This is a genomic window from Micromonospora sp. WMMD1128, from assembly GCF_027497235.1.
In the GTDB taxonomy this organism is placed as follows: domain Bacteria; phylum Actinomycetota; class Actinomycetes; order Mycobacteriales; family Micromonosporaceae; genus Micromonospora.
Genome location: NZ_CP114902.1, coordinates 573,996 through 593,514 on the forward strand (window position 1 = coordinate 573,996; position 19,519 = coordinate 593,514).

General features: G+C 73.8%; 15 protein-coding genes and 1 pseudogene. 11 read left to right on the forward strand and 5 right to left on the reverse strand.

What is annotated here, in order from left to right; all coding sequences use genetic code 11:
• Positions 1–53: 53 nt before the first annotated feature.
• A complete protein-coding gene (locus tag O7602_RS02875) occupies positions 54–1,799 on the forward strand; it encodes a sulfite oxidase (RefSeq protein WP_281586680.1) in 1,746 nt (581 codons plus the stop codon).
• A gap of 528 nt (positions 1,800–2,327) precedes the next feature.
• On the opposite strand, the gene O7602_RS02880 is transcribed toward O7602_RS02875, so the two are convergent.
• A complete protein-coding gene (locus O7602_RS02880; RefSeq protein ID WP_281586681.1) occupies positions 2,328–2,711 on the reverse strand; it encodes a WhiB family transcriptional regulator in 384 nt (127 codons plus the stop codon).
• Between the two features lie 252 nt (positions 2,712–2,963).
• Between O7602_RS02880 and O7602_RS02885 the strand changes: the two genes are divergently transcribed.
• Positions 2,964–3,776 carry a response regulator transcription factor gene (locus O7602_RS02885; protein ID WP_281586682.1) on the forward strand — a complete coding sequence of 271 codons (813 nt, stop codon included), beginning with the start codon at positions 2,964–2,966 and terminating at the stop codon, positions 3,774–3,776.
• A gap of 14 nt (positions 3,777–3,790) precedes the next feature.
• Here the strand turns inward: O7602_RS02885 and O7602_RS02890 are convergent, their stop codons facing one another.
• On the reverse strand, positions 3,791–4,195 hold the full coding sequence (locus O7602_RS02890; RefSeq protein WP_281586683.1) for a DUF5319 domain-containing protein: 405 nt from the start codon (positions 4,193–4,195) through the stop codon (positions 3,791–3,793).
• Positions 4,196–4,337: 142 nt separating this feature from the next.
• Here O7602_RS02890 and guaB point away from each other — a divergent pair, with 142 nt between their 5' ends.
• The 4 genes from guaB (at position 4,338) to O7602_RS02910 (ending at position 10,130) form a co-directional block, all read left to right on the forward strand.
• Complete coding sequence (gene guaB, locus O7602_RS02895; protein WP_281586684.1) at positions 4,338–5,897, forward strand: IMP dehydrogenase; 1,560 nt, start codon at positions 4,338–4,340, stop codon at positions 5,895–5,897.
• Positions 5,898–5,933: 36 nt separating this feature from the next.
• Entirely contained in the window at positions 5,934–7,052 is a 1,119-nt protein-coding gene (locus O7602_RS02900; RefSeq protein ID WP_281586685.1) for a GuaB3 family IMP dehydrogenase-related protein, read from the forward strand.
• A gap of 127 nt (positions 7,053–7,179) precedes the next feature.
• On the forward strand, positions 7,180–8,550 hold the full coding sequence (locus O7602_RS02905; protein ID WP_281590082.1) for a M1 family metallopeptidase: 1,371 nt from the start codon (positions 7,180–7,182) through the stop codon (positions 8,548–8,550).
• A gap of 122 nt (positions 8,551–8,672) precedes the next feature.
• Complete coding sequence (locus O7602_RS02910) at positions 8,673–10,130, forward strand: M1 family metallopeptidase (protein ID WP_281586686.1); 1,458 nt, start codon at positions 8,673–8,675, stop codon at positions 10,128–10,130.
• A 53-nt stretch (positions 10,131–10,183) separates the two neighbouring features.
• Here O7602_RS02910 and O7602_RS02915 read toward each other — a convergent pair whose 3' ends face one another.
• Positions 10,184–11,284 carry an LCP family protein gene (locus tag O7602_RS02915; protein WP_281586687.1) on the reverse strand — a complete coding sequence of 367 codons (1,101 nt, stop codon included), beginning with the start codon at positions 11,282–11,284 and terminating at the stop codon, positions 10,184–10,186.
• Positions 11,285–11,415: 131 nt separating this feature from the next.
• Between O7602_RS02915 and O7602_RS02920 the strand changes: the two genes are divergently transcribed.
• Together O7602_RS02920 and guaA are read left to right on the forward strand one after the other, a co-directional pair.
• Positions 11,416–13,098: a GMC family oxidoreductase gene (locus O7602_RS02920; RefSeq protein ID WP_281586688.1), complete on the forward strand. Its 1,683-nt coding sequence runs from the start codon at positions 11,416–11,418 to the stop codon at positions 13,096–13,098.
• 119 nt (positions 13,099–13,217) lie between these two features.
• Entirely contained in the window at positions 13,218–14,774 is a 1,557-nt protein-coding gene (gene guaA / locus O7602_RS02925) for a glutamine-hydrolyzing GMP synthase (protein ID WP_281586689.1), read from the forward strand.
• Between the two features lie 7 nt (positions 14,775–14,781).
• Here guaA and O7602_RS02930 read toward each other — a convergent pair whose 3' ends face one another.
• Entirely contained in the window at positions 14,782–15,120 is a 339-nt protein-coding gene (locus O7602_RS02930; RefSeq protein ID WP_281586690.1) for a PspC domain-containing protein, read from the reverse strand.
• A 144-nt stretch (positions 15,121–15,264) separates the two neighbouring features.
• Between O7602_RS02930 and O7602_RS02935 the strand changes: the two genes are divergently transcribed.
• The 3 genes and pseudogenes from O7602_RS02935 to O7602_RS02945 all read left to right on the forward strand — a co-directional run bounded on the left by O7602_RS02935 (position 15,265) and on the right by O7602_RS02945 (position 18,054).
• Positions 15,265–16,212, forward strand: coding sequence for an NUDIX domain-containing protein (locus O7602_RS02935; protein WP_281586691.1), 948 nt, complete (start codon positions 15,265–15,267; stop codon positions 16,210–16,212).
• A 116-nt stretch (positions 16,213–16,328) separates the two neighbouring features.
• A pseudogene (locus O7602_RS02940) lies at positions 16,329–16,742 on the forward strand (NUDIX domain-containing protein); the annotation flags it as partial.
• A 346-nt stretch (positions 16,743–17,088) separates the two neighbouring features.
• Positions 17,089–18,054, forward strand: a complete 966-nt coding sequence (locus O7602_RS02945) for a CDP-alcohol phosphatidyltransferase family protein (protein ID WP_281586692.1) — start codon at positions 17,089–17,091, stop codon at positions 18,052–18,054.
• Between the two features lie 68 nt (positions 18,055–18,122).
• Here O7602_RS02945 and O7602_RS02950 read toward each other — a convergent pair whose 3' ends face one another.
• Positions 18,123–19,370 (reverse strand): phosphatidylserine decarboxylase, encoded by a 1,248-nt coding sequence (locus O7602_RS02950; RefSeq protein WP_281586693.1) that lies wholly within the window; start codon positions 19,368–19,370, stop codon positions 18,123–18,125.
• Positions 19,371–19,519 lie beyond the last annotated feature (149 nt).

A 19,519-nucleotide genomic window follows, 5' to 3' on the forward strand; every position in this document is an offset into this window, starting at 1 on the left:
GGAACGCTGACGGAATTGGCAGCGGACCCGACCTGTCGACCAGACTGGGCCGCGTGAGCACGATCTCCCGCCGTTCCGCGGCCCTGGCCGGTGTCGTCGCCGCCGTGGTGGCACTCGGTGTCGCCGAGCCGGTGGCCGTCCTGACCGGTCCCCGGTCCGCCCCGCTGATCGCCGTCGGCGGTCTCGTGGTCGACCTGGTGCCCGAGCCGCTCAAGCAGTTCGCCATCGACCTCTTCGGCACGTACGACAAGATCGCGCTGCTGGTCGGGACCGCGCTGCTGCTCGCCGGCTTCGCGGCGCTGCTCGGCCTGGCGGCGGCCCGGCGGCTGGCGGTCGGCCTGGCCGGCATCGGCGCGTTCGCCGTGCTCGGGGTGGCCGCCGCGCTGACCCGGGCCGGCGCGAACGCGTTCGACGCGCTGCCCTCGCTCGTCGGCGCCGCCCTCGGCGGGCTCACGCTCTGGGCGTTCGTGGCCGGCCCGCTGCGGCCGGACCGCGACCCGGCCGCCCCGGCGACGTTCTCCGGCAGCGCCACCGGACCCGCGTCGGCGTCCCGGCCCGGCCCCACGTCGCTTCCGGCGGTCCCGGAACGGACGTCGTCGCCCGGACCCACGCCGCCTCCGGCGGTCCCCGGACCCGCGTCGCGGCACCGGCCGCCGCCGCCTCCGGCGGTGGCCGCGCTCGCACGCGAGGAGGAGACGCCGGGTGGCTGGGAGCCGCTGGAGGGTCGGGCCGCGGAGTCGAGGCGCCGGTTCCTGCGCGGCGCCGGCCTGGTCAGCGGCGCGGCCGTGGTGGCCGGGCTCGGCGGTCACTGGCTGGCCGGCCGGCGGGGGGTCTCGGCGGCGCGGGAGGCGGTGACGCTCCCCGCCCCGGCGACACCGGCCCCACCGGTGCCGGTCGGCGCGGACCTGTCCCTGCCCCGGCTCGCCCCCTACGTCACGCCCAACCGGGAGTTCTACCGGATCGACACCGCGCTCGTGGTGCCGCAGGTGGACCCGGTCACCTGGCGGCTGCGCATCCACGGCCGGGTCCGCAACCCGATCGAGCTGAGCTTCGACGACCTGCTCGCCCGGCCGATGGTCGAGCGCTACGTGACGCTTGCCTGCGTCTCCAACGAGGTGGGTGGCGACCTCATCGGCAACGCCCGCTGGCTCGGCGTACCGCTCAAGGAGCTGCTGGACGAGGCCGGCCCGGAGGACGGCGCGGACCAGGTGGTCGGGCGCGCGGTCGACGGCTGGACCTGCGGCACCCCCACGTCGGTGCTGCGCGACGGGCGGGACGCGCTGCTCGCGGTGGGGATGAACGGCGAGCCGCTGCCGATCGAACACGGCTTCCCGGTGCGGATGGTGGTGCCCGGCCTCTACGGGTACGTCTCCGCGTGCAAGTGGGTGACGGAACTGGAGCTGACCAGCTTCGCCGACTTCGACGCGTACTGGGTGCCGCGTGGCTGGTCCGCGCAGGGCCCGGTGAAGACGCAGTCCCGGATCGACACGCCGCGAGCGCGCAGCCGACCCGCCGCCGGCCCGGTGACGGTCGCGGGCGTGGCGTGGGCGCAGCACCGGGGCATCCGCCGGGTGGAGGTACGGGTCGACGACGGCCCCTGGCGCGAGGCGACGCTGGCCCCGGCGGTGTCGTCGGACACCTGGGTCCAGTGGTCGTGGCGCTGGGACGCGACGCCGGGCGAGCACACCCTCGCGGTACGGGCCACCGACGCGGCCGGCGAGACGCAGCCGGAGCGCCGCAGCCCGGTGGCCCCGGACGGCGCGACCGGCTGGCACACCGTGAAGGTGACCGTGCCCTGACCCGTCCCGGTCCGCCGCCGGCCCGCGGGCCCGGCCACCCGGTCGCCGCCGCCGGCCCGCGGGCCCGGCCACCCGGTCGCCGCCGCCGGCCCGTGGGCCGGCCAGCCGGGCGTCACGGCGTCCCGCCCAGCCAACTGGCCGGCCCGGACGTCACCGCGCGGGCTGGCCCGGCCGTCGTTCGCAACTGCCTGGCAAGTTGATGGCGTCAATGGTTCGGCTTCGGCTGGCCGGCGGCGTCGTGCTGCGGAACACCTCCGGGGCCGCTGCCTGAGTCACCTGCGTCATCAAGTTTGTAGGCGCCGGACGGGTACTCCCTGGCGCGGGGCAGGCCGGGTCTCGGGCTACCGGGTCGGGCGGGTGCTCACCGTGGTCTCCGCGGATCGGCCGGGGGTGGCGGGTGGAAGGCGGCGCAGACGCCTGGCCCGGATGGCGGCTCGGGCGAAGAAACGCCGCCGTGCCCCGGAAATGCGGGGACACGGCGGCGGGAAGTGTGGCGGGTCGGGCAACCCTGCGTCAGGCGACCGTGGTTCAGGCGACCTTGCGCTGGTCCGGCACGGCGGTCTTGTGGGACCGGCCGAGACGGGCCTCGAGCCGGGCGACGTCCACCTGGGACTGCCGGCGGTCGGCCAGGTCCTCCCAACCGAGGGCGAGCAGCCGCAGCCGCTCGGACTCGCTGAATCCGCCCCAGACGCCGTACGGCTCGCGGACGGCGAGGGCGTGCGCGGCGCACTCGGCGCGCACCGGGCAGGCGCGGCAGACCGACTTCGCGCCGGACTCGCGGCGCAGCCGGGACGAGCCGCGCTCGCCGTCCGGGTGGAAGAACTGGGCGCTGTCGCGGCCCCGGCACGCGCCGAGCCGCTGCCAGTCCCACAGGTCGACGATGGGTCCAGGCAGCCTACGTACGTTCGACATCAGCACCCCTCCTCCCGCGCGGCACCGCGGAGAATGTTCGTGGCCAGCTACCGGGCGGCGGTCCGCGCGGGATGCCGGTTCCGGATGAACGTCTCGGTACCCGAGCCGTCCCCGGCTCACACATGTGTGATCGAAAAGCTCGGACAACCGGTGGCATATGACCCATATGCCGGAAAAGTTCGGATGATTGCCCGGAACCCCCTCCCGACCGGAGCCGCACGTGGTCTGCTCTGAGTCGGAGAGGAGCCCACTGTGCGTAGCGTTCTCGTGTGCGTTCGGACACCATTGGCGGCCCAGCATCTGACCTCGGCGGCGGCGCGGCTCGGGCTGTCCGGCGTCGTCCGGACGGCAGTGTCCGATCCCGAGGTGATGCTGCGGCTGGCCGAGCGCCCGGTGGACGTGGTGCTCGCCGACACCGCCCTGACCCGGCCGGACAGCGCCGGCTTCGTGCGTCGGGTGCTGGCCCGCGCCCCGCAGGCCGCGGTGCTGCTGCTCGGCGTCGAGGAGTCGGAGTCGGCGGCGGCCACCATCAGCGCCGGTGCGCGCGGTCTGATCCAGAACGCGGACCACGACCTGACCAGCGCGGTGGCGAAGGCCCTGCTGCTGCTCTCCGCCCCCGGCCGGGCCCACCGGAACCGGGTGGCCGACACCGCCCGGGACGCGGCGGCGGTGGGCGGGCCGGTCCGGGCGACGGCGCTGGGGCGTACCCCCGGTGGGCCGGGCTGGCCGGGGACGCCGACGGATGCCGCGGGCCTGCCCACGATGGTGCCGGTGCAGCGCGGCGAGGACGCCAACGACCCGGCCCCGGACGGGGCGGAGACGCCCCAGCCGGGTCCCGGCCAGCGCCCGGCGCGGTCACCGCGCGGCGCGGTCGGGCTCACCGAACGCGAGCTTCAGGTGCTGCTCGGCATGGCGGAGGGAAAGAGCAACGCGGAGATCGGGCGGGAGCTGTTCGTCTCCGAGGACACGGTCAAGACGCACGCCCGGCGGCTGTTCCGCAAGCTCGGCGCACGCGACCGGGCGCACGCCGTGGCCGCCGGCTTCCGGGCCGGCCTGGTGGCCTGATCAGTGGTGGGGCGTCACTCCGTGGTGGCGTCGTCGGTGCCCTCGGTGAGGGTGTCGTGCACGCCGTCCGCGTAGCCGCGGGCGTAGTCCCAACTCACGTAGTGGTCGGGATCCGGGTCGTAGGCCGGCTCGTGCACCCGGGGGCGGCCCGAGTTGAGCAGGTGCCGCAGGTTGCCCCGGAGCAGATCCCAGTCGAAGTAGTGCGGCTCGCGACAGTCCTCACACTCGATCACCAGGCCGCGCACCCCGATCGGCTGGAGCAGCGCCTGGTAGATCTCCAGGTCGGCCAGATCCTCGAGCACGTCCTGTCGCTCGACCTCGGTCAGCGGGTCGAGTGCGTCCTCCTCGCCGGAATCGTGCAGGCCGGCAGCCGGATCGGCCGGGTCGCCGTTGAACGGGTCGATGGGCTCGTCGTGCACCCCCTCACCGTAGACCCCGCGCCGCCGGAAAGCCCGCCCCCGGCCGCGCTGTGGCCCGGCCTACGCAGGGCCCGCCACCGGCCGGAGCCGGCCGGGCCAATGGGTACGATGAGGCGACGCGCCGTCACCTAGGGGAGCAATCGTGGAGAATTCGCCCAGCACCGAGATCCCGACCGGCCCGGACGGCGAGCTGGGCGGCCATCTGCCCGAGCTGCCGGCCGGCTCCGCCCGGGTGGTGCCGCTCGGGCTGACCTTCGACGACGTGCTCCTCCAGCCGGGCGAGTCGGACGTGGTGCCCAGCCGGGTCAACACCCGGACCCGGCTCACCCGCACCATCGAGCTGACCGTGCCGCTGCTCTCCAGCGCGATGGACACCGTCACCGAGGGGCGGATGGCGATCGCCATGGCCCGCCAGGGCGGCATCGGCGTGCTGCACCGCAACCTGTCCGTCGAGGACCAGGCGCTCCAGGTGGACCTGGTGAAGCGCTCCGAGTCCGGCATGATCACCAACCCGGTGACCGCCAGCCCGGATGACACGCTCCGCGACGTCGACGCGCTCTGCGGTCGTTACCGCATCTCCGGCGTCCCGCTCGTCGACGGCCAGGGGCAACTGGTCGGCATCGTCACCAACCGTGACATGCGCTTCGTCTCCGACCCGGCCACGCCGGTCCGCGACATCATGACCCGCACCCCGTTGATCACCGCGCCGGTCGGGGTGAGCAAGGACGAGGCGCTCGCCCTGCTGCGCCGGCACAAGGTGGAGAAGCTGCCGATCGTCGACGACGCCGGCAAGCTGCGCGGCCTGATCACGGTCAAGGACTTCACCAAGAGCGAGCAGTACCCGAACGCCACCAAGGACGAGGCGGGCCGGCTCCGGGTCGCCGCCGCGGTCGGCGTGGGCGAGGACGGCTACAAGCGGGCCCGCGCCCTGGTCGACGCCGGTGTGGACGTGGTCGTCGTGGACACCGCGCACGGCCACCAGCGGGCCGTGCTGGAGATGGTCGCCCGGCTCAAGCGGGACGTGACCGTCGACATCGTGGGCGGCAACATCGCCACGTACGCGGGCGCGAAGGCGCTCGTCGACGCCGGCGCCGACGGCATCAAGGTGGGCGTCGGGCCGGGCGCCATCTGCACCACCCGGATCGTGGCCGGGGTGGGCGTACCGCAGGTCACCGCGATCATGGAGGCGGCCCGGGCCGCCCGCCCGGCCGGCGTGCCGGTGATCGGCGACGGCGGCATCCAATACTCCGGCGACATCGCCAAGGCGCTGGTGGCCGGCGCCGACGCGGTAATGCTCGGCAGCCTGCTGGCCGGCTGCGAGGAGAGCCCCGGCGAGCTGATCTTCATCAACGGCAAGCAGTACAAGGCGTACCGGGGGATGGGCTCGCTCGGCGCGATGCAGTCCCGCGGTCAGGGCAAGTCCTACTCCAAGGACCGCTACTTCCAGCAGGACGTGATGGCCGAGGACAAGCTGGTCCCCGAGGGCGTCGAGGGTCAGGTGCCCTACCGCGGTCCGCTGGCCCAGGTCGCCCACCAGCTCACCGGCGGCCTGCGCGCCGCGATGGGATACGTCGGCGCGGAGAGCATCCCGGAGCTGCACCGGCGTGGACAGCTCATCCGGATCACCGCGGCCGGGCTCAAGGAGAGCCACCCGCACGACATCCAGATGACCGTCGAAGCGCCCAACTACCACTCCCGCTGACCCCTCCCACCACCCCCGAACACACCTGGAGCATCCATGCGTGACGTGGTCGAGATCGGGCTGGGCAAGACCGCGCAGCGCGGTTACCACCTGGACGACATCGCCATCGTGCCGAGCCGCCGCACCCGGGACGTCGACGACGTCTCCACCGCGTGGCAGCTCGACGCCTACCCGTTCGGCATCCCCTGCGTCGCGCACCCCTCGGACGCCACCATGAGCCCCGCCTCCGCGGTGCGCCTCGGTGAGCTGGGCGGACTCGGCGTGCTCAACGTCGAGGGCCTCTGGACCCGGTACGAGAACCCCACCAAGATCCTGGAGGAGCTGGCCGGCCTGGGCGAGGACGCCCGCACCACCAAGCGGCTCCAGGAGGTCTACGCCGAGCCGATCCGTCCCGACCTGATCGCCGAGCGGGTCCGCGAGCTGCGGGCCGGCGGCGGCACGGTGGCGGTCCGGGTCTCGCCGCAGCACACCCTGGCGCTGGCCCCGGTGATCCTCGACGCCGGCGTGGACATCCTGGTCATCCAGGGCACCCTCGTCTCCGCCGAGCACGTCTCCACCACCGACGAGCCGCTCAACCTCAAGGAGTTCATCGCCGACCTCGACCTGCCGGTCATCGTCGGCGGCTGCACCGACTACAAGACCGCGCTGCACCTGATGCGCACCGGCGCGGCCGGCGTGATCGTGGGCATCGGCGGCGACGACTGGTCGACCACCGAGTCGGTGCTCGGCATCCGGGTGCCGATGGCCACCGCGATCGCCGACGCCGCCGCGGCCCGCCGCGACTACCTGGACGAGACCGGTGGCCGGTACGTGCACCTGATCGCCGACGGCGACATGCAGACCTCCGGCGACATCGCCAAGGCGCTCGGCTGCGGCGCGGACGCGGTGATGCTCGGCGAGCCGCTCTCGCTCTGCGCGGAGGCGCCGGCCGGCGGCGCCTGGTGGCACTCGGCGGCCAGCCACCCGTCGCTGCCCCGGGGCGCGTTCGAGGTGTCCGGTGAGCCGCTCGGCTCGATGGAGAAGCTGCTGTTCGGCCCGGCCGACGAGCCGGACGGCCAGCTCAACCTCTTCGGTGGCCTGCGCCGCGCGATGGCCAAGTGCGGCTACCGCGACCTCAAGGAGTTCCAGAAGGTCAGCCTGGTCCTGGACCGCTGACCGGTCTCCCGCACCTGGTCGGCCCCGCCGGTCGCGGCAACCGTTTCGCCGCGACCGGCGGGGTCGACGCCGTCGTACGGCCTAGGGTCGATGGGTGGCACGGAGACGGGTCTGGGCGGCGGGCGTGCTGGCGGTGGCGCTCGCGGCGGGCGGATGCACGGGCGGGGACGGTGACGACGACGGCGGGTTCCGACCCGGGGCGGCGGACGCCGGTGACCCGTACGTGCCGGGGGCCGGCAACGGCGGCTACGACGTCGGGCACTACGCGCTCGACGTCCGCTACGACCCGGCCGACGACCGGCTCACCGGCACCGCCACGCTGACCGCGACCGCCACCACCGCGCTGTCCCGGTTCCACCTCGACCTTGCCGGCCTCGACGTGGACCAGGTCCGCGTGGACGGCGAGCCGGCGAAGCGCCGGCGGGACGGCGCGGAGCTGATCGTCACGCCCGCGCACGGGCTGCCGGCCGGGAAGCGGTTCACCGTCGAGGTGGCCTACGGCGGGGTGCCCCGGGCGCTGCCCGACCCCGAGCTGGGCGACGGCGGTTTCCACCACACGCCGGACGGGGCGATCGCGCTCGGCCAGCCGCAGTCGGCGAGCACCTGGTACCCGGTCAACGACCACCCGTCGGACAAGGCCACCTACGACGTCGCGGTCACCGTGCCGGACGGGCTCGCCGCGCTCGCCAACGGCGTCCCGAAGGGGCGGACGACCGCCGGCGGCTGGACCACGTGGCGCTGGTCGGAGCGCTCGCCGATGGCCAGCTACCTGACCACGCTGGTGATCGGCGACTACCGGGTCACCACCGGCACCCACGACGGCAAGCCGCTCGTCACCGCCGTCGCCGCGACGCTGCCCGCGGACGGTCCGGCCGCCGCGTCGGTGGCCCGCACCGGCGAGGTCGTGGACTTCCTGGCTGCGCGCTTCGGGCCGTACCCGTTCGACGCGTACGGCGGGGTGGCGGTGGCCGACGACCGGATCCGGTACGCGCTGGAGACCCAGACCCGCCCGGTGTACGGGCCGGGCTTCTTCCGCGGCGGTCGGCCGAACACCGAGGTGGTCGCGCACGAGCTGGCCCACCAGTGGTTCGGCGACAGCGTGTCGGTGGCCCGGTGGAGCGACATCTGGCTCAACGAGGGCTTCGCCACGTACGCCGAATGGCTCTGGGCCGAGCACGACGGCGGGCGGACCGTGGCGCGGACCGTCGCCGACCGGTACGCCGCCACCGACTGGTCGAAGCCGTCGGTCGACCCGGGCCGGGCCGGGATGTTCGGTGACGCGGTCTACCAGCGGGGCGCGCTCGCGGTGCACGCGCTGCGCCGCGCGGTCGGCGACGACACGTTCTTCCGCGTGCTGCGCGGGTGGCTGGTCGAGCGACGCGACGGCAACGCCACCACCGCCGACTTCATCGGGTACGCGGAGCGGGCCGCCGGCCGCCCGCTGCGCGCGCTCCTCGACGCCTGGCTGGTCGGCGCTACCCCGCCGGGCCTGCCCTGATGCGAGCCTGCCGGGACGCGGGGCTGCCGTGACGCGGGCGTGATCGGCACTGGGTAGGCTGCCGCGGGCGAAGCGGCCCTGGGGCGGGGCCGCCGAACGGGGTCCGGGGAAGGATCGAGGCGATGGCGCGGCGCGGCGGACGACGACGGCTCGGGCTGCTGGCCTGCGGGACGCTGCTGCTGGCCGGCTGCGGATCAGCCGAGCCGGACCGGAGCGCCGCGGTGCCCTCCGAATCCGGTCCGACCGCCGCCCGCAGCTTCGCGCCCGGCGCGGCCGGCGCCGGCGACGCCTACTTTCCCACCTACGGCAACGGCGGCTACGACGTCGCGAGCTACACGATCAAGGTGCGTTACGACCCGGACACCGACAAGCTCACCGGCACCACCACGGTGCGGGCCACCGCGACCGCCGACCTGTCCGCGTTCAACCTGGACCTGGCCGGGCTCACCGTCCGCTCGGTCACCGTGGACGGCGCCGCCGCCCGGCACGCCCGCACCGACGACGAACTGGTGGTCACGCCGGCCGCCGGCCTCACCTCCGGCAACGGGTTCGTCGCCGAGATCCGGTACGGCGGCAGGCCCGAGGCGCTGCGCAGCGAGGCGCTCGGCGAGGGCGGCTGGCTGCACACCGCGGACGGGGCGATCGCGCTCGGCCAGCCGCAGTCGGCGAGCACCTGGTTTCCGGTCAACGACCACCCGTCGGACAAGGCCACCTACGACGTCGAGATCACCGTGCCGAAGGGGTTGACGGCGGTCGGCAACGGCGTGCCGAAGGGAAAGACGACCGCCGGCGACTGGACCACCTGGCGCTGGTCGGAGGGCTCGCCGATGGCCAGCTACCTGACCACCGTGGTGATCGGGAAGTTCCGCGTCACCACCGCCGAGCACAAGGGCCGCCCGGTCTGGAGCGCGGTCACCACCCAACTGCCGGAGGGCGCGCCGGACCGTTCGATCGCCCGCACCGTCGAGGTCGCCGACTACCTGGAGAGCATCTTCGGGCCGTACCCGTTCGGCGCGTACGGGGGCGTGGTGGTGGCGGACAGCCGGATCCGGTACGCGCTGGAGACGCAGAGCCGGCCGGTCTACGGGTCCAGCTTCTTCCGTCGGGGCGACAACACCGACGTGGTGGCGCACGAGCTGGCCCACCAGTGGTACGGCGACAGCGTCTCGATCCGGCGCTGGCAGGACATCTGGCTCAACGAGGGGCTGGCCACGTACGCGGAGTGGCTGTGGGCCGAGCACACCGGAAAGTCGACCGTGCAGCGCACGTTCGAGCAGAAGTACGCCGGTGCGTCCGCGCTGCTCTGGCGGACGCCGCCGGGCAAGCCGGGGGTGGAGAACCTGTTCGGCAGCTCGGTCTACGACCGGGGCGGGATGACCGTGCACGCGCTGCGGGTGGCGGTGGGCGACACCGCGTTCTTCACGATCCTGCGCACCTGGGCGGCGGAGCGGAAGGACGGCAACGCCACCACGGCGGACTTCGTGGCACTGGCGGAGCGGGTGTCCGGGAAGAAGCTCGACAAGCTCTTCGACGCCTGGCTGTTCGGCACCGAGCGCCCCGCCGCCCCCAAGCCGAAGTAAGGCGGGGGCCCCGGTTAACGCTTTCTGCATAAGAGGGGCCCCCGCCTAACACCTCAGGTCTTGACGCGCAGGGACGGGTGCGCGGCCAGGAACGCGTCGACCCGGCCACCGCGCAACGCGGTGAGGAAGTCCCGGCCCAGCTTCTGGAGCTGCTCGCCGCGGTAGGACCCGCCGCTGCCCACGCCGCTGCCGGGGAGCCCGACCAGGGTGATCCGGTCCGTCGGGATCCCGCCCAGGGCGTAGGAGAAGTCGATCAGTTTCCGCCCGCCCCCGACGTACACCAGGGTCTTGCCGAGCGCGGCGACGACCTGCTCGACCCGCTGCGGGTCGCGGGCCGTGCCCTGCCCGACGAGCTGGCCGGCCAGCGCGCGGATCAGCTGCTGCTGGTGCCGCTGCCGGGTGTAGTCGCCGCCGGCGGTGTAGCGCTGCCGCGCGTAGTCGAGCGCCTGCCAGCCGGTGAGGTGCCGGTTGCCCTTCTGGTAGACCATCTGCGGCCCGTGGTAGCCGCCCCCGCTCAACGGCCGCATCTTCCCGTCCGGGCGGCGGTGCCGGGAGGCGACCTTCTGGTCGACGTAGAGGTCGACGCCGCCGAGCGTGTCCACCAGTTTGTCGAAGCCGCCGAACGTGATCACGGCGCCGGCGTCGATGCGCAGCCCGGTGTAGCGGGAGACGGTGGTGCGCAGCAGTTCGTACCCCTGGGCGGTGCTGGGGTGGGCCTTGTCGCCCGGGACCCGGCTGCCGTAGCTCATCGCGTGGGTGAGCTTGGTCTTCCCGCCCGGGTAGCGCGCCTTCGGGTAGGCGGGGATGTCCACGACCAGGTCGCGGGGGAGGGAGAACAGGTACGCCCGGTCCAGCCCGGCGGGCACGTGCAGCACCAGCACGGCGTCGGCGTGCGGCTCCCAACCGGGGATGCTGACCCGGGTGTCGACGCCGACGAGCATCAGGTTGAGCGGGCCGGTCAGGTCGGCGCCGGGCGGCGGGGTCGGGCTGGCGCTCGTCGGCGCCGGCGTGGGTGAGCCGGGTGGTGAGGTGGCCGGCGCGGCGGCCCGGGTCGGCGAGTGGTGCCCGACCAGCCGGGTGGTCACCACCGCGCCGCCGGCGACCATCAGCGCCGCCACCAGGACGGCCAGGCCCAGCAGGCGTCGTCTCGTCACGTTTCCGTCCTCTCCCCGTGAAGTTCGACGCGGCCGGGGGCACCGAAGGTTGCACCGGCGGTCGAGCGCTCTGCATGATCTGCGAAAAACTCGTCCTGGCGCCATAGCTACCCGTCGGTAATGATGCGTTCATGCACTACGACGTGGTCGTCATCGGATCCGGCTTCGGGGGCAGCGTCACCGCGCTCCGGCTGGCCGAGAAGGGCTACTCGGTCGGCGTTCTGGAGGCCGGCCGGCGCTTCGCCGACGAGGAGTTCCCGAAGACGTCCTGGCAGGCGCGGCGGTTCCTGTGGGCGCCACGGCTCGGCTGCTTCGGGCTGCAACGGATCACCCTGCTCCGCTCCGCCGACCGGAGGACCGGCGGCGGCGTGCTCGTGCTCTCCGGCGCCGGGGTGGGCGGCGGCTCGCTCGTCTACGCGAACACGCTCTACGAGCCGCCTGACGCCTTCTACGCCGACCCGCAGTGGCGGGACATCACCGACTGGCGCGACGAGCTCGCCCGCCACTACGACCAGGCGAAGCGGATGCTCGGCGTCACCGCGTACCCGCTCGACACCGGCGCGGACCGGGCCATGCGGGCGGTGGCCGAGCGGATGGGGGTGGCGCACACGTTCCACCCGACCCCGGTCGGCGTGCACATCGGACGGCCGGGGCAGCGGGCGTCGGACCCGTACTTCGGCGGCGTCGGGCCCGACCGCACCGGGTGCAGCCACTGCGGCTCGTGCATGACCGGCTGCCGGCACGGCGCGAAGAACACGCTCGTGAAGAACTACCTCTGGCTGGGCGAGCGGAGCGGCGTCCAGGTGCACCCGCTGACCACGGTGACCGCCGTGCGGCCGGACCCGGCGGGCGGCTACGCGGTGCACACCGAGCGCACCGGGGCCTGGCTGCGCAAGCGTCGCGAGGTGATCCACGCCGACCAGGTGGTCTTCGCCGCCGGCGCGCTCGGCACCCAGCGGCTGCTGCACCGGATGAAGGCGACCGGCGCGCTGCCCGGGCTCTCGCCCCGGCTGGGCGAGCTGACCCGCACCAACTCGGAGGCGATCCTCGGCGCCTCGGTGGCCTCCGGGGCGGCCCGGCGGCGCGGCCTCGACTTCTCCGAGGGCGTGGCGATCACCAGTTCGTTCCACCCCGACCCGCAGACCCACATCGAGCCGGTCCGCTACGGCAAGGGCTCCAACGCCATGGGCCTGCTCCAGTCGCTGCTCGTCGACGGCGGTCCGCACCGGGTCCGGCGCTGGCTGGGCAGCATCGTCCGGCAACCGGGGCTGGCCGCGCGGATGCTGTCGGTCCGCGGCTGGTCCGAACGCACCGTCATCGCTCTTGTCATGCAGTCGGTCGACAACTCGCTCACCACCCGCTGGCGGGGGCGCCGCCTGGTCACCGGCCCGGGCCACGGCGCGCCCAACCCGACCTGGATCCCGGCCGGCAACGAGGCGGTCCGGCTGCTCGCCGAGGAGATCGACGGCACTCCGGGCGGCGCGGTGACCGAGCCGTTCAACATCCCGGTGACCGCGCACATCCTCGGCGGCGCGGTGATCGGCGCGACAGCGGCCGACGGCGTCGTCGACCCCTGGCACCGGGTGTACGGCCACCCGGGGCTGCACGTGGTCGACGGCGCGGCGGTCTCGGCGAACCTGGGCGTCAACCCGTCGCTGACGATCACCGCGCAGGCGGAGCGCGCCATGTCGTTCTGGCCCAACAAAGGCGAGGCGGACCCGCGCCCGCCGCTCGGCTCCCCGTACACCCGGGTGCCCCCGATCCCCCCGCGCGCGCCGGCGGTGCCGCCGCACGCTCCCGCCGCGCTGCGGTGAAAGGAGGGGCCCCCTTTTAACGCCTTTGGTAGAGGCGGGGCCCCTTATTAACACGTTCCGGCCGCGACACCGCCGGGGCGCGTCCGCGCCGCCGGTGACTGTCGGTAGGCTTTGCGCACATGAGCACGCCTCGCCCCGTCCTCGTGGTGGACTTCGGAGCCCAGTACGCCCAGCTCATCGCGCGCCGCGTCCGCGAGGCGAAGGTCTACTCGGAGATCGTCCCGCACTCCATGCCGGTGTCCGAGATGCTGGCGAAGAACCCGGCCGCGATCATCCTGTCCGGTGGCCCGTCGAGCGTCTACGCCCCGGGCGCCCCGCAGATCGACGCCGGCATGTTCGACGCCGGCGTGCCGGTGTTCGGCATCTGCTACGGCTTCCAGGCGATGGCGCAGGCACTCGGCGGTACGGTCTCGCGGACCGGCAACCGGGAGTACGGCGGCACCCCGCTGCGTCCGCGCCTGACCGACCCCGGTGTGCTGCTGCGTGACCTGCCGGCGGACCTGCCGGTCTGGATGAGCCACGGCGACTGCGTGACCGAGGCGCCGGCCGGCTTCACGGTCACCGCCGAGTCGGCCGGGGCCCCGGTCGCCGCGTTCGAGGACGTGGCCGGCCGGCGGGCCGGGGTGCAGTTCCACCCCGAGGTGGGGCACACCGCGCACGGCCAGGAGATGCTGACCCGCTTCCTCTACGACATCGCCGGGGTCGCGCCGACCTGGACGCCGGAGAGCATCATCGACGAGCAGGTCGCCCGGATCCGCGAGCAGGTCGGCGACAAGGAGGTCATCTGCGGCCTCTCCGGCGGCGTGGACTCGGCGGTCGCGGCGGCGCTCGTGCACCGGGCGGTGGGCGATCAGCTCACCTGCGTCTTCGTGGACCACGGGTTGCTGCGGGCCGGCGAGGCCGAGCAGGTGGAGAAGGACTACGTGGCGGCGACCGGGATCAAGCTCAAGGTGGTCGACGCCCGGGAGCGGTTCCTCGGCGCGCTCGCCGGGGTGACCGATCCGGAACAGAAGCGCAAGATCATCGGCCGCGAGTTCATCCGGGTCTTCGAGGCCGCCGCCCGGGAGATCGCCGCGCACGGCGACGTGGAGTTCCTGGTGCAGGGCACGCTCTACCCGGACGTGGTGGAGTCCGGCGGCGGCACCGGCACCGCCAACATCAAGAGCCACCACAACGTCGGCGGCCTGCCCGAGGACCTGAAGTTCGCCCTGGTCGAGCCGCTGCGCACGCTGTTCAAGGACGAGGTCCGCACGATCGGCCTGGAGCTGGGGCTGCCCGAGGCGATGGTGTGGCGGCACCCGTTCCCCGGCCCCGGCCTGGCCATCCGGATCATCGGCGCGGTCGACGAGGAGCGTCTCGCCCTGCTCCGCAAGGCCGACCTGATCGCCCGGCAGGAGCTCACCGCGGCCGGCCTCGACCGGGGGGTCTGGCAGTTCCCGGTGGTGCTGCTTGCCGACGTCCGCAGCGTCGGCGTGCAGGGCGACGGACGCACCTACGGGCACCCGGTGGTGCTGCGCCCGGTCTCCAGCGAGGACGCGATGACGGCCGACTGGTCCCGCCTGCCCTACGACGTGGTGGCCCGGATCTCCACCCGGATCACCAACGAGGTCGCCGAGGTCAACCGCGTGGTGCTGGACGTGACGAGCAAGCCGCCGGGCACCATCGAGTGGGAGTGACGCCGGGTCACGCGGCCGGCGGCGGCCCGGCCTCCGGCCGAGGCCCCGTCCCCGGCGGGACCGGCGCGGTCGGCGGGACCGGCGGCCAACCGGGCGCGGTGCCCGGCGGGTGCGGCCAGGCGGGCGCGCCGGCCGGCTCCTCGGGCATCAGGAACCACATGATCGGGTACGCGAGCGCGGCCAACCCGCCGGTGAGCACCGTGGCAGTGGCGAAGACCACCCGCACCAGGGTGGGATCGAGGGCGAAGTAGCGGCCGACACCGCTTGCCACCCCGGCGATCATGCGGTCGCTCACCGGCCGGCGGAGTTGCTTGTACGGGGCCTGGGAAGGGTTCGTGTAGGTCATGTGTCCACGGTCCCGCGCCGGTCGCCAGGCGACCTCGGTGACCGCCCGGACGCCTACCCTGATCCATCCCTGAGGCACCAGCAATGTGTCAGGAATCTGACTCTTTTCGATGGAGGTAACCCGCTCCGGGGAGAATTTGCTTCCGTGACCACCTCGCTGGAGCCGCTACGCAGGATCGCGGCATACGCAGTTTGTGCTGATTCAAACGGCCGAGTGTTGCTGGTCCGCGCATCGGAGCGCTCCGGCACCCCCGGCACCTGGTCGCTCCCCGGAGGCGCGGTCGACCACGGTGAGGACCCCAAGCACACAGTTGTCCGGGAGACCGCGGCCGAGACCGGGCTCTCGGTCGCCGTCGCCGGCCTACAGGACGTGCTCGCCGACATGCGGGCGCTGCCCGAGCGGCGCATCACGATCCACACCGACCGCCTGCTCTACACCGTCTCGGTCCGCGGCGGGACGCTCACCGAGCGGATCGACCGTCCGACCGACCTGGCCCGCTGGTTCACCCTCGACGAGGCCCGCGAGCTGCCGTTGCGGTCGTTCACCGCGCGTGCGCTGGGCCTGCCCACCTCCAGCCACGACGTCGTGCCGGAAGAGGTCCCGGAGTTCCCCTCGTTCTACGCCGTCCCCGGTCCGGACGGGCTGCACCGGGCGCAGCGCTTCGCCGCGTACGCGGTGGTGACCGACCCGGAGGAGCGGGTGCTGCTGACCCGCGTCTCCGACGGTTATCCGGGTGCTGGCTGCTGGCACCTGCCCGGCGGCGGCACCGACTACGGCGAGCAGCCCGCCGCGGCGCTGATCCGGGAGTTGGTCGAGGAGACCGGGCAGACCGGCCGCCTGGTCGAGCTGCTCGGGGTGGCCAGCCACCGCGACGCCGCCTCGCTCGGTCCGGAGGGCTACCCGATCGACTGGCACGGCGTCCGCGCCTTCTACCGGGTGGTCGTCGACCAGCCCGCCCCGCCGACGGTGGCGGACGTCGGTGGCTCGACGTGCGAGGCCCGCTGGTTCCGCCGCGAGGAACTGGGCGCTCTCCCCACCGACCGCCTGACCGAGGTGACCGCCGAGGCAGTCCAGGCCGCCCACCTTCTCTAGCCCTCTCACACCCCGTGGCCCCACTCTGCTGATCATGAGGTTGGCGGCGCGAAATGTCCGCCCCGCTGCCGCTAACCTCATGATCGACGAGGTGAGGCCCCGACCGCACCGGCCGTTACGGGCTGGTCACCGACCCGGACGACCGGGTGCTGCTGACGATGATCGCCGACGGGTACCCGGGCGCGGGGCGGTGGCACCTGCCCGGCGGCGGCACCGACCACGGGGAGCAGCCGGCCGCCGGGCTGCTCCGCGAGTTGGTCGAGGAGGCCGGGCAGCTGGGCCGGGTGGTCGACCTGCTGGCCGTGGACAACCTGCATACCCCCGCCGCGCTGGGCCCCGAGGGCCGACCGTTGGACTGGCACGGCGTCCGGGTGATCTATCGGGTACGGGTGGACGCGCCGACCGAGGCCGTGGTGACCGAGCTGGCCGGCGGCTCCACCGCCCGGGCCGCCTGGTTCTTTCGGGAGGAGGTCACCGCTCTGTCGATGACCGACGTGGCCAGGCGAGCGACCGGGCAGCGGGTGAGCTGAACCGCTCGCCGAGCCGCTCTGGGCCACCTCCGGTACAGTCAGGAGTTGGGACGAGCCAAGGAAAATGGGCGTTGTGGCCCGAGATGGGAATGACTGAGCGGTTCGCGCGGTTATGGCAGTTATAAGTACCGCCGGCAGCTATCGCCAAGCCCTTGTCCCCTGTGCAATGGTGTACTCCGCAAATGGGCTGCCGGGCCCGAAAGGTCCGGCACGAGACAGCCGGACACCCGCCCCGACGTGGGCGGCCAGTCGATCCGGTGATGGAGGAAACGTGCCGAGAGCCCCATGGCGCCGGCGTCGTACGACTGACAGTCCGCGCCCCGCAGGGCGTCGCTGGGCGGGCCGGTTGCGCCGCAGCAGCACGTTCGCCCGCCAGGTGCTGCTGGTCCGGGTGGGCCGCCGGGACGGCCTGGCCGGTTCCAGGACCGACCTGGTCACCCCCGACCACCGCTACGCCGACCGCCAGCGCCGTCGCTACGGCCGGTTCGAGGCCGACCTCGAAGCGGTACGCCCGATCAGCTCGACGTTCGCCCCGGTCGCTGCGGTCGCTCCGCCCGAGCCGGTCGCTGCGCCCGAGCCGGTCGCTCCGCTCGCCCCGGTCGACGACGCTCCGGCGATGTCGATCCCGCTACTTCCGGGTGACCGCACCGCCGCTCGGCGGGCCAAGTTCGCGCTCGTCAACGCGTGCACCCTGAGCAGCCTGATGCTCGGCATGCTGGCCATCTTCCTGGCCATGCAGGGTGAGGTGCGGATCGCCGCGGTCTGCCTGATCGCGTGCGTCGCGTTCGACGGTCTCGACGGCGCGCTGGCCCGCAAGCTCGGCGTGGCCAGCCCGTTCGGCGCGCAGATGGACTCGCTCGCCGACATGTGCTCGTTCGGCCTCGCCGCGCCGGTGGTGGTCTACGCCTCCCTCGCCGGTTCGGCGCCGCCGGCCGCCGCCGCGGTCGCCTGCGCCCTGGTCGCCTCGTGCGCGGCCATCCGGCTCGCCCGGTTCAACGTCTCGCCGAAGGACGGCCGCTTCTTCTGCGGCGTGCCGACCACCATGGCGGCGATGGTGCTCGCCCTGACCGTGGCGATCGGGCTCCCGGTCCCCGGCCTGGTGATGGTCGCCGGCGTGGCGTTGCTCGCCTTCGCCATGGTGTCCAGTTTCCCGTACGCCAAGCTGGCCCGGTTGGTGAAGCTGCCGCCGTGGCTCTGGCTCGCCCCGGTGGTCGGCGCGCTCGTCGACATCCGGCTCACCTTCGCGCTCGTGGTGGTGGGCTACCTGGTCAGCGGCCCGCTGCTCTGGCTGCACCAGCGTCGCGCCGCCTGAGGCAGCACGTACGACAGGAAAAGGGCGCCGCTCGCACGAGCGGCGCCCTTTTCCCGCTTGTCCGGTGGTCAGCGCCAGCGGGCGATGACGGTGGCCCCGCCGACCACCTTGTCGCCCGGGCCGACCAGCGGTTCCGCCGCGTCGGCCGGCAGGTAGACGTCGGTACGCGAGCCGAACCGGATCAGCCCGAAGCGTTCACCCTTCGCGAGTAGTGAGCCGACCGGCGCCCGCTGCACGATCCGGCGGGCGATCAGCCCGGTGCGCTGGGCCACCACCACCGTGCCGTGGTCGGTGTCCAACACCGTGTACGCCGCCACGTTGTGTTCGGCGTCCGGCTTCATCGCGTTGACGAAGCCGCCGTCGGCGACGAAGTAGTCGACCACCTTGCCGGCCACCGGAGTGCGGTTGACGTGCACGTCCAGCACCGACAGGAAGACCGCGATCCGCAGCCACTCGCCGTCGCCGAAGCGCTCGTCGGTGAGCCGCTGCACGGACAGGACCTGGCCGTCCGCCGAGGCGACCACGGCCGACGGGTCCTCCGGGACGTCCCGCTCCGGGTCCCGGAAGAACGCGGCCACCGGTGCCGTGGCGAGCGCCGGCAGCAGCCAGAGCCGGGACTTCGGCCGGGCGGCCCGGGCCAGGGCGGCCAGGCCGAGCGTGATGCCGGCGGCGGCCACCCCGTTGGAGTCGATGTGCATCCGGCGGGTCAACGGCACGCTCGACGGCCGGTACGCCGGCGAGAGCGAGGCGGCAAGCAGGGCCGGCGCCGGGGTGAAACGGAGATGGTGTACGCGTACCGGCGGGGAGTTGCGCAGCACCACGTCGGTGCGGACGCCGTGCAGCACGCCCTGCCGATCCAGCTCCGGGCCGGCGCCCTCGGTGCGGAACAGCGGCGCGGCGACACTGAGCACCGCGCCCTCGGCCAGGTATTTGGTGAGCCCGTCCACCGCGGCGCGGGCCTCCTCGGCGGTGCCGGTGAACGGCTCGGCGACGATCACCACCGCCGCCGCGTCCGCCTCGGCGAGCGTGTCGACCACGCGTACCCGGTCGGCGACCCAGCGACCCTGGGCCGTCACGTGCTCCCGCAGCGCCACCGCCGCGGCGCCCTCCGCCGGCGCGACCACCAGGCGGTCGCCCGGGAGCAGCGCCTCGATCGCCGCGGCCAGCACCGCGGACTCCGGGGTCGCGCCGACCAGCAGGCCGGCCTTCGGGTCGTTACGCCGGGCGAACTCGGCGACGAGCGTACGGGCGGCGCGCTCGCCGAGGCGGACCGCACCGGACGGGCCGGTGACGCGCACGGCGGGGGACTGGGTCATGTCGGGCGAGCTCCTGACGAGGTAGGGACGGGCGTGGAGGCTTCGGCGACCCGACCGGCCGACCGGTGGGACCGGGAGCGCCCGGCGTGGTCGGGTGGCTCGGACCGGACGACGAAGGCGAGATCTCCCTCAGCCAGCATAGGCCGCGT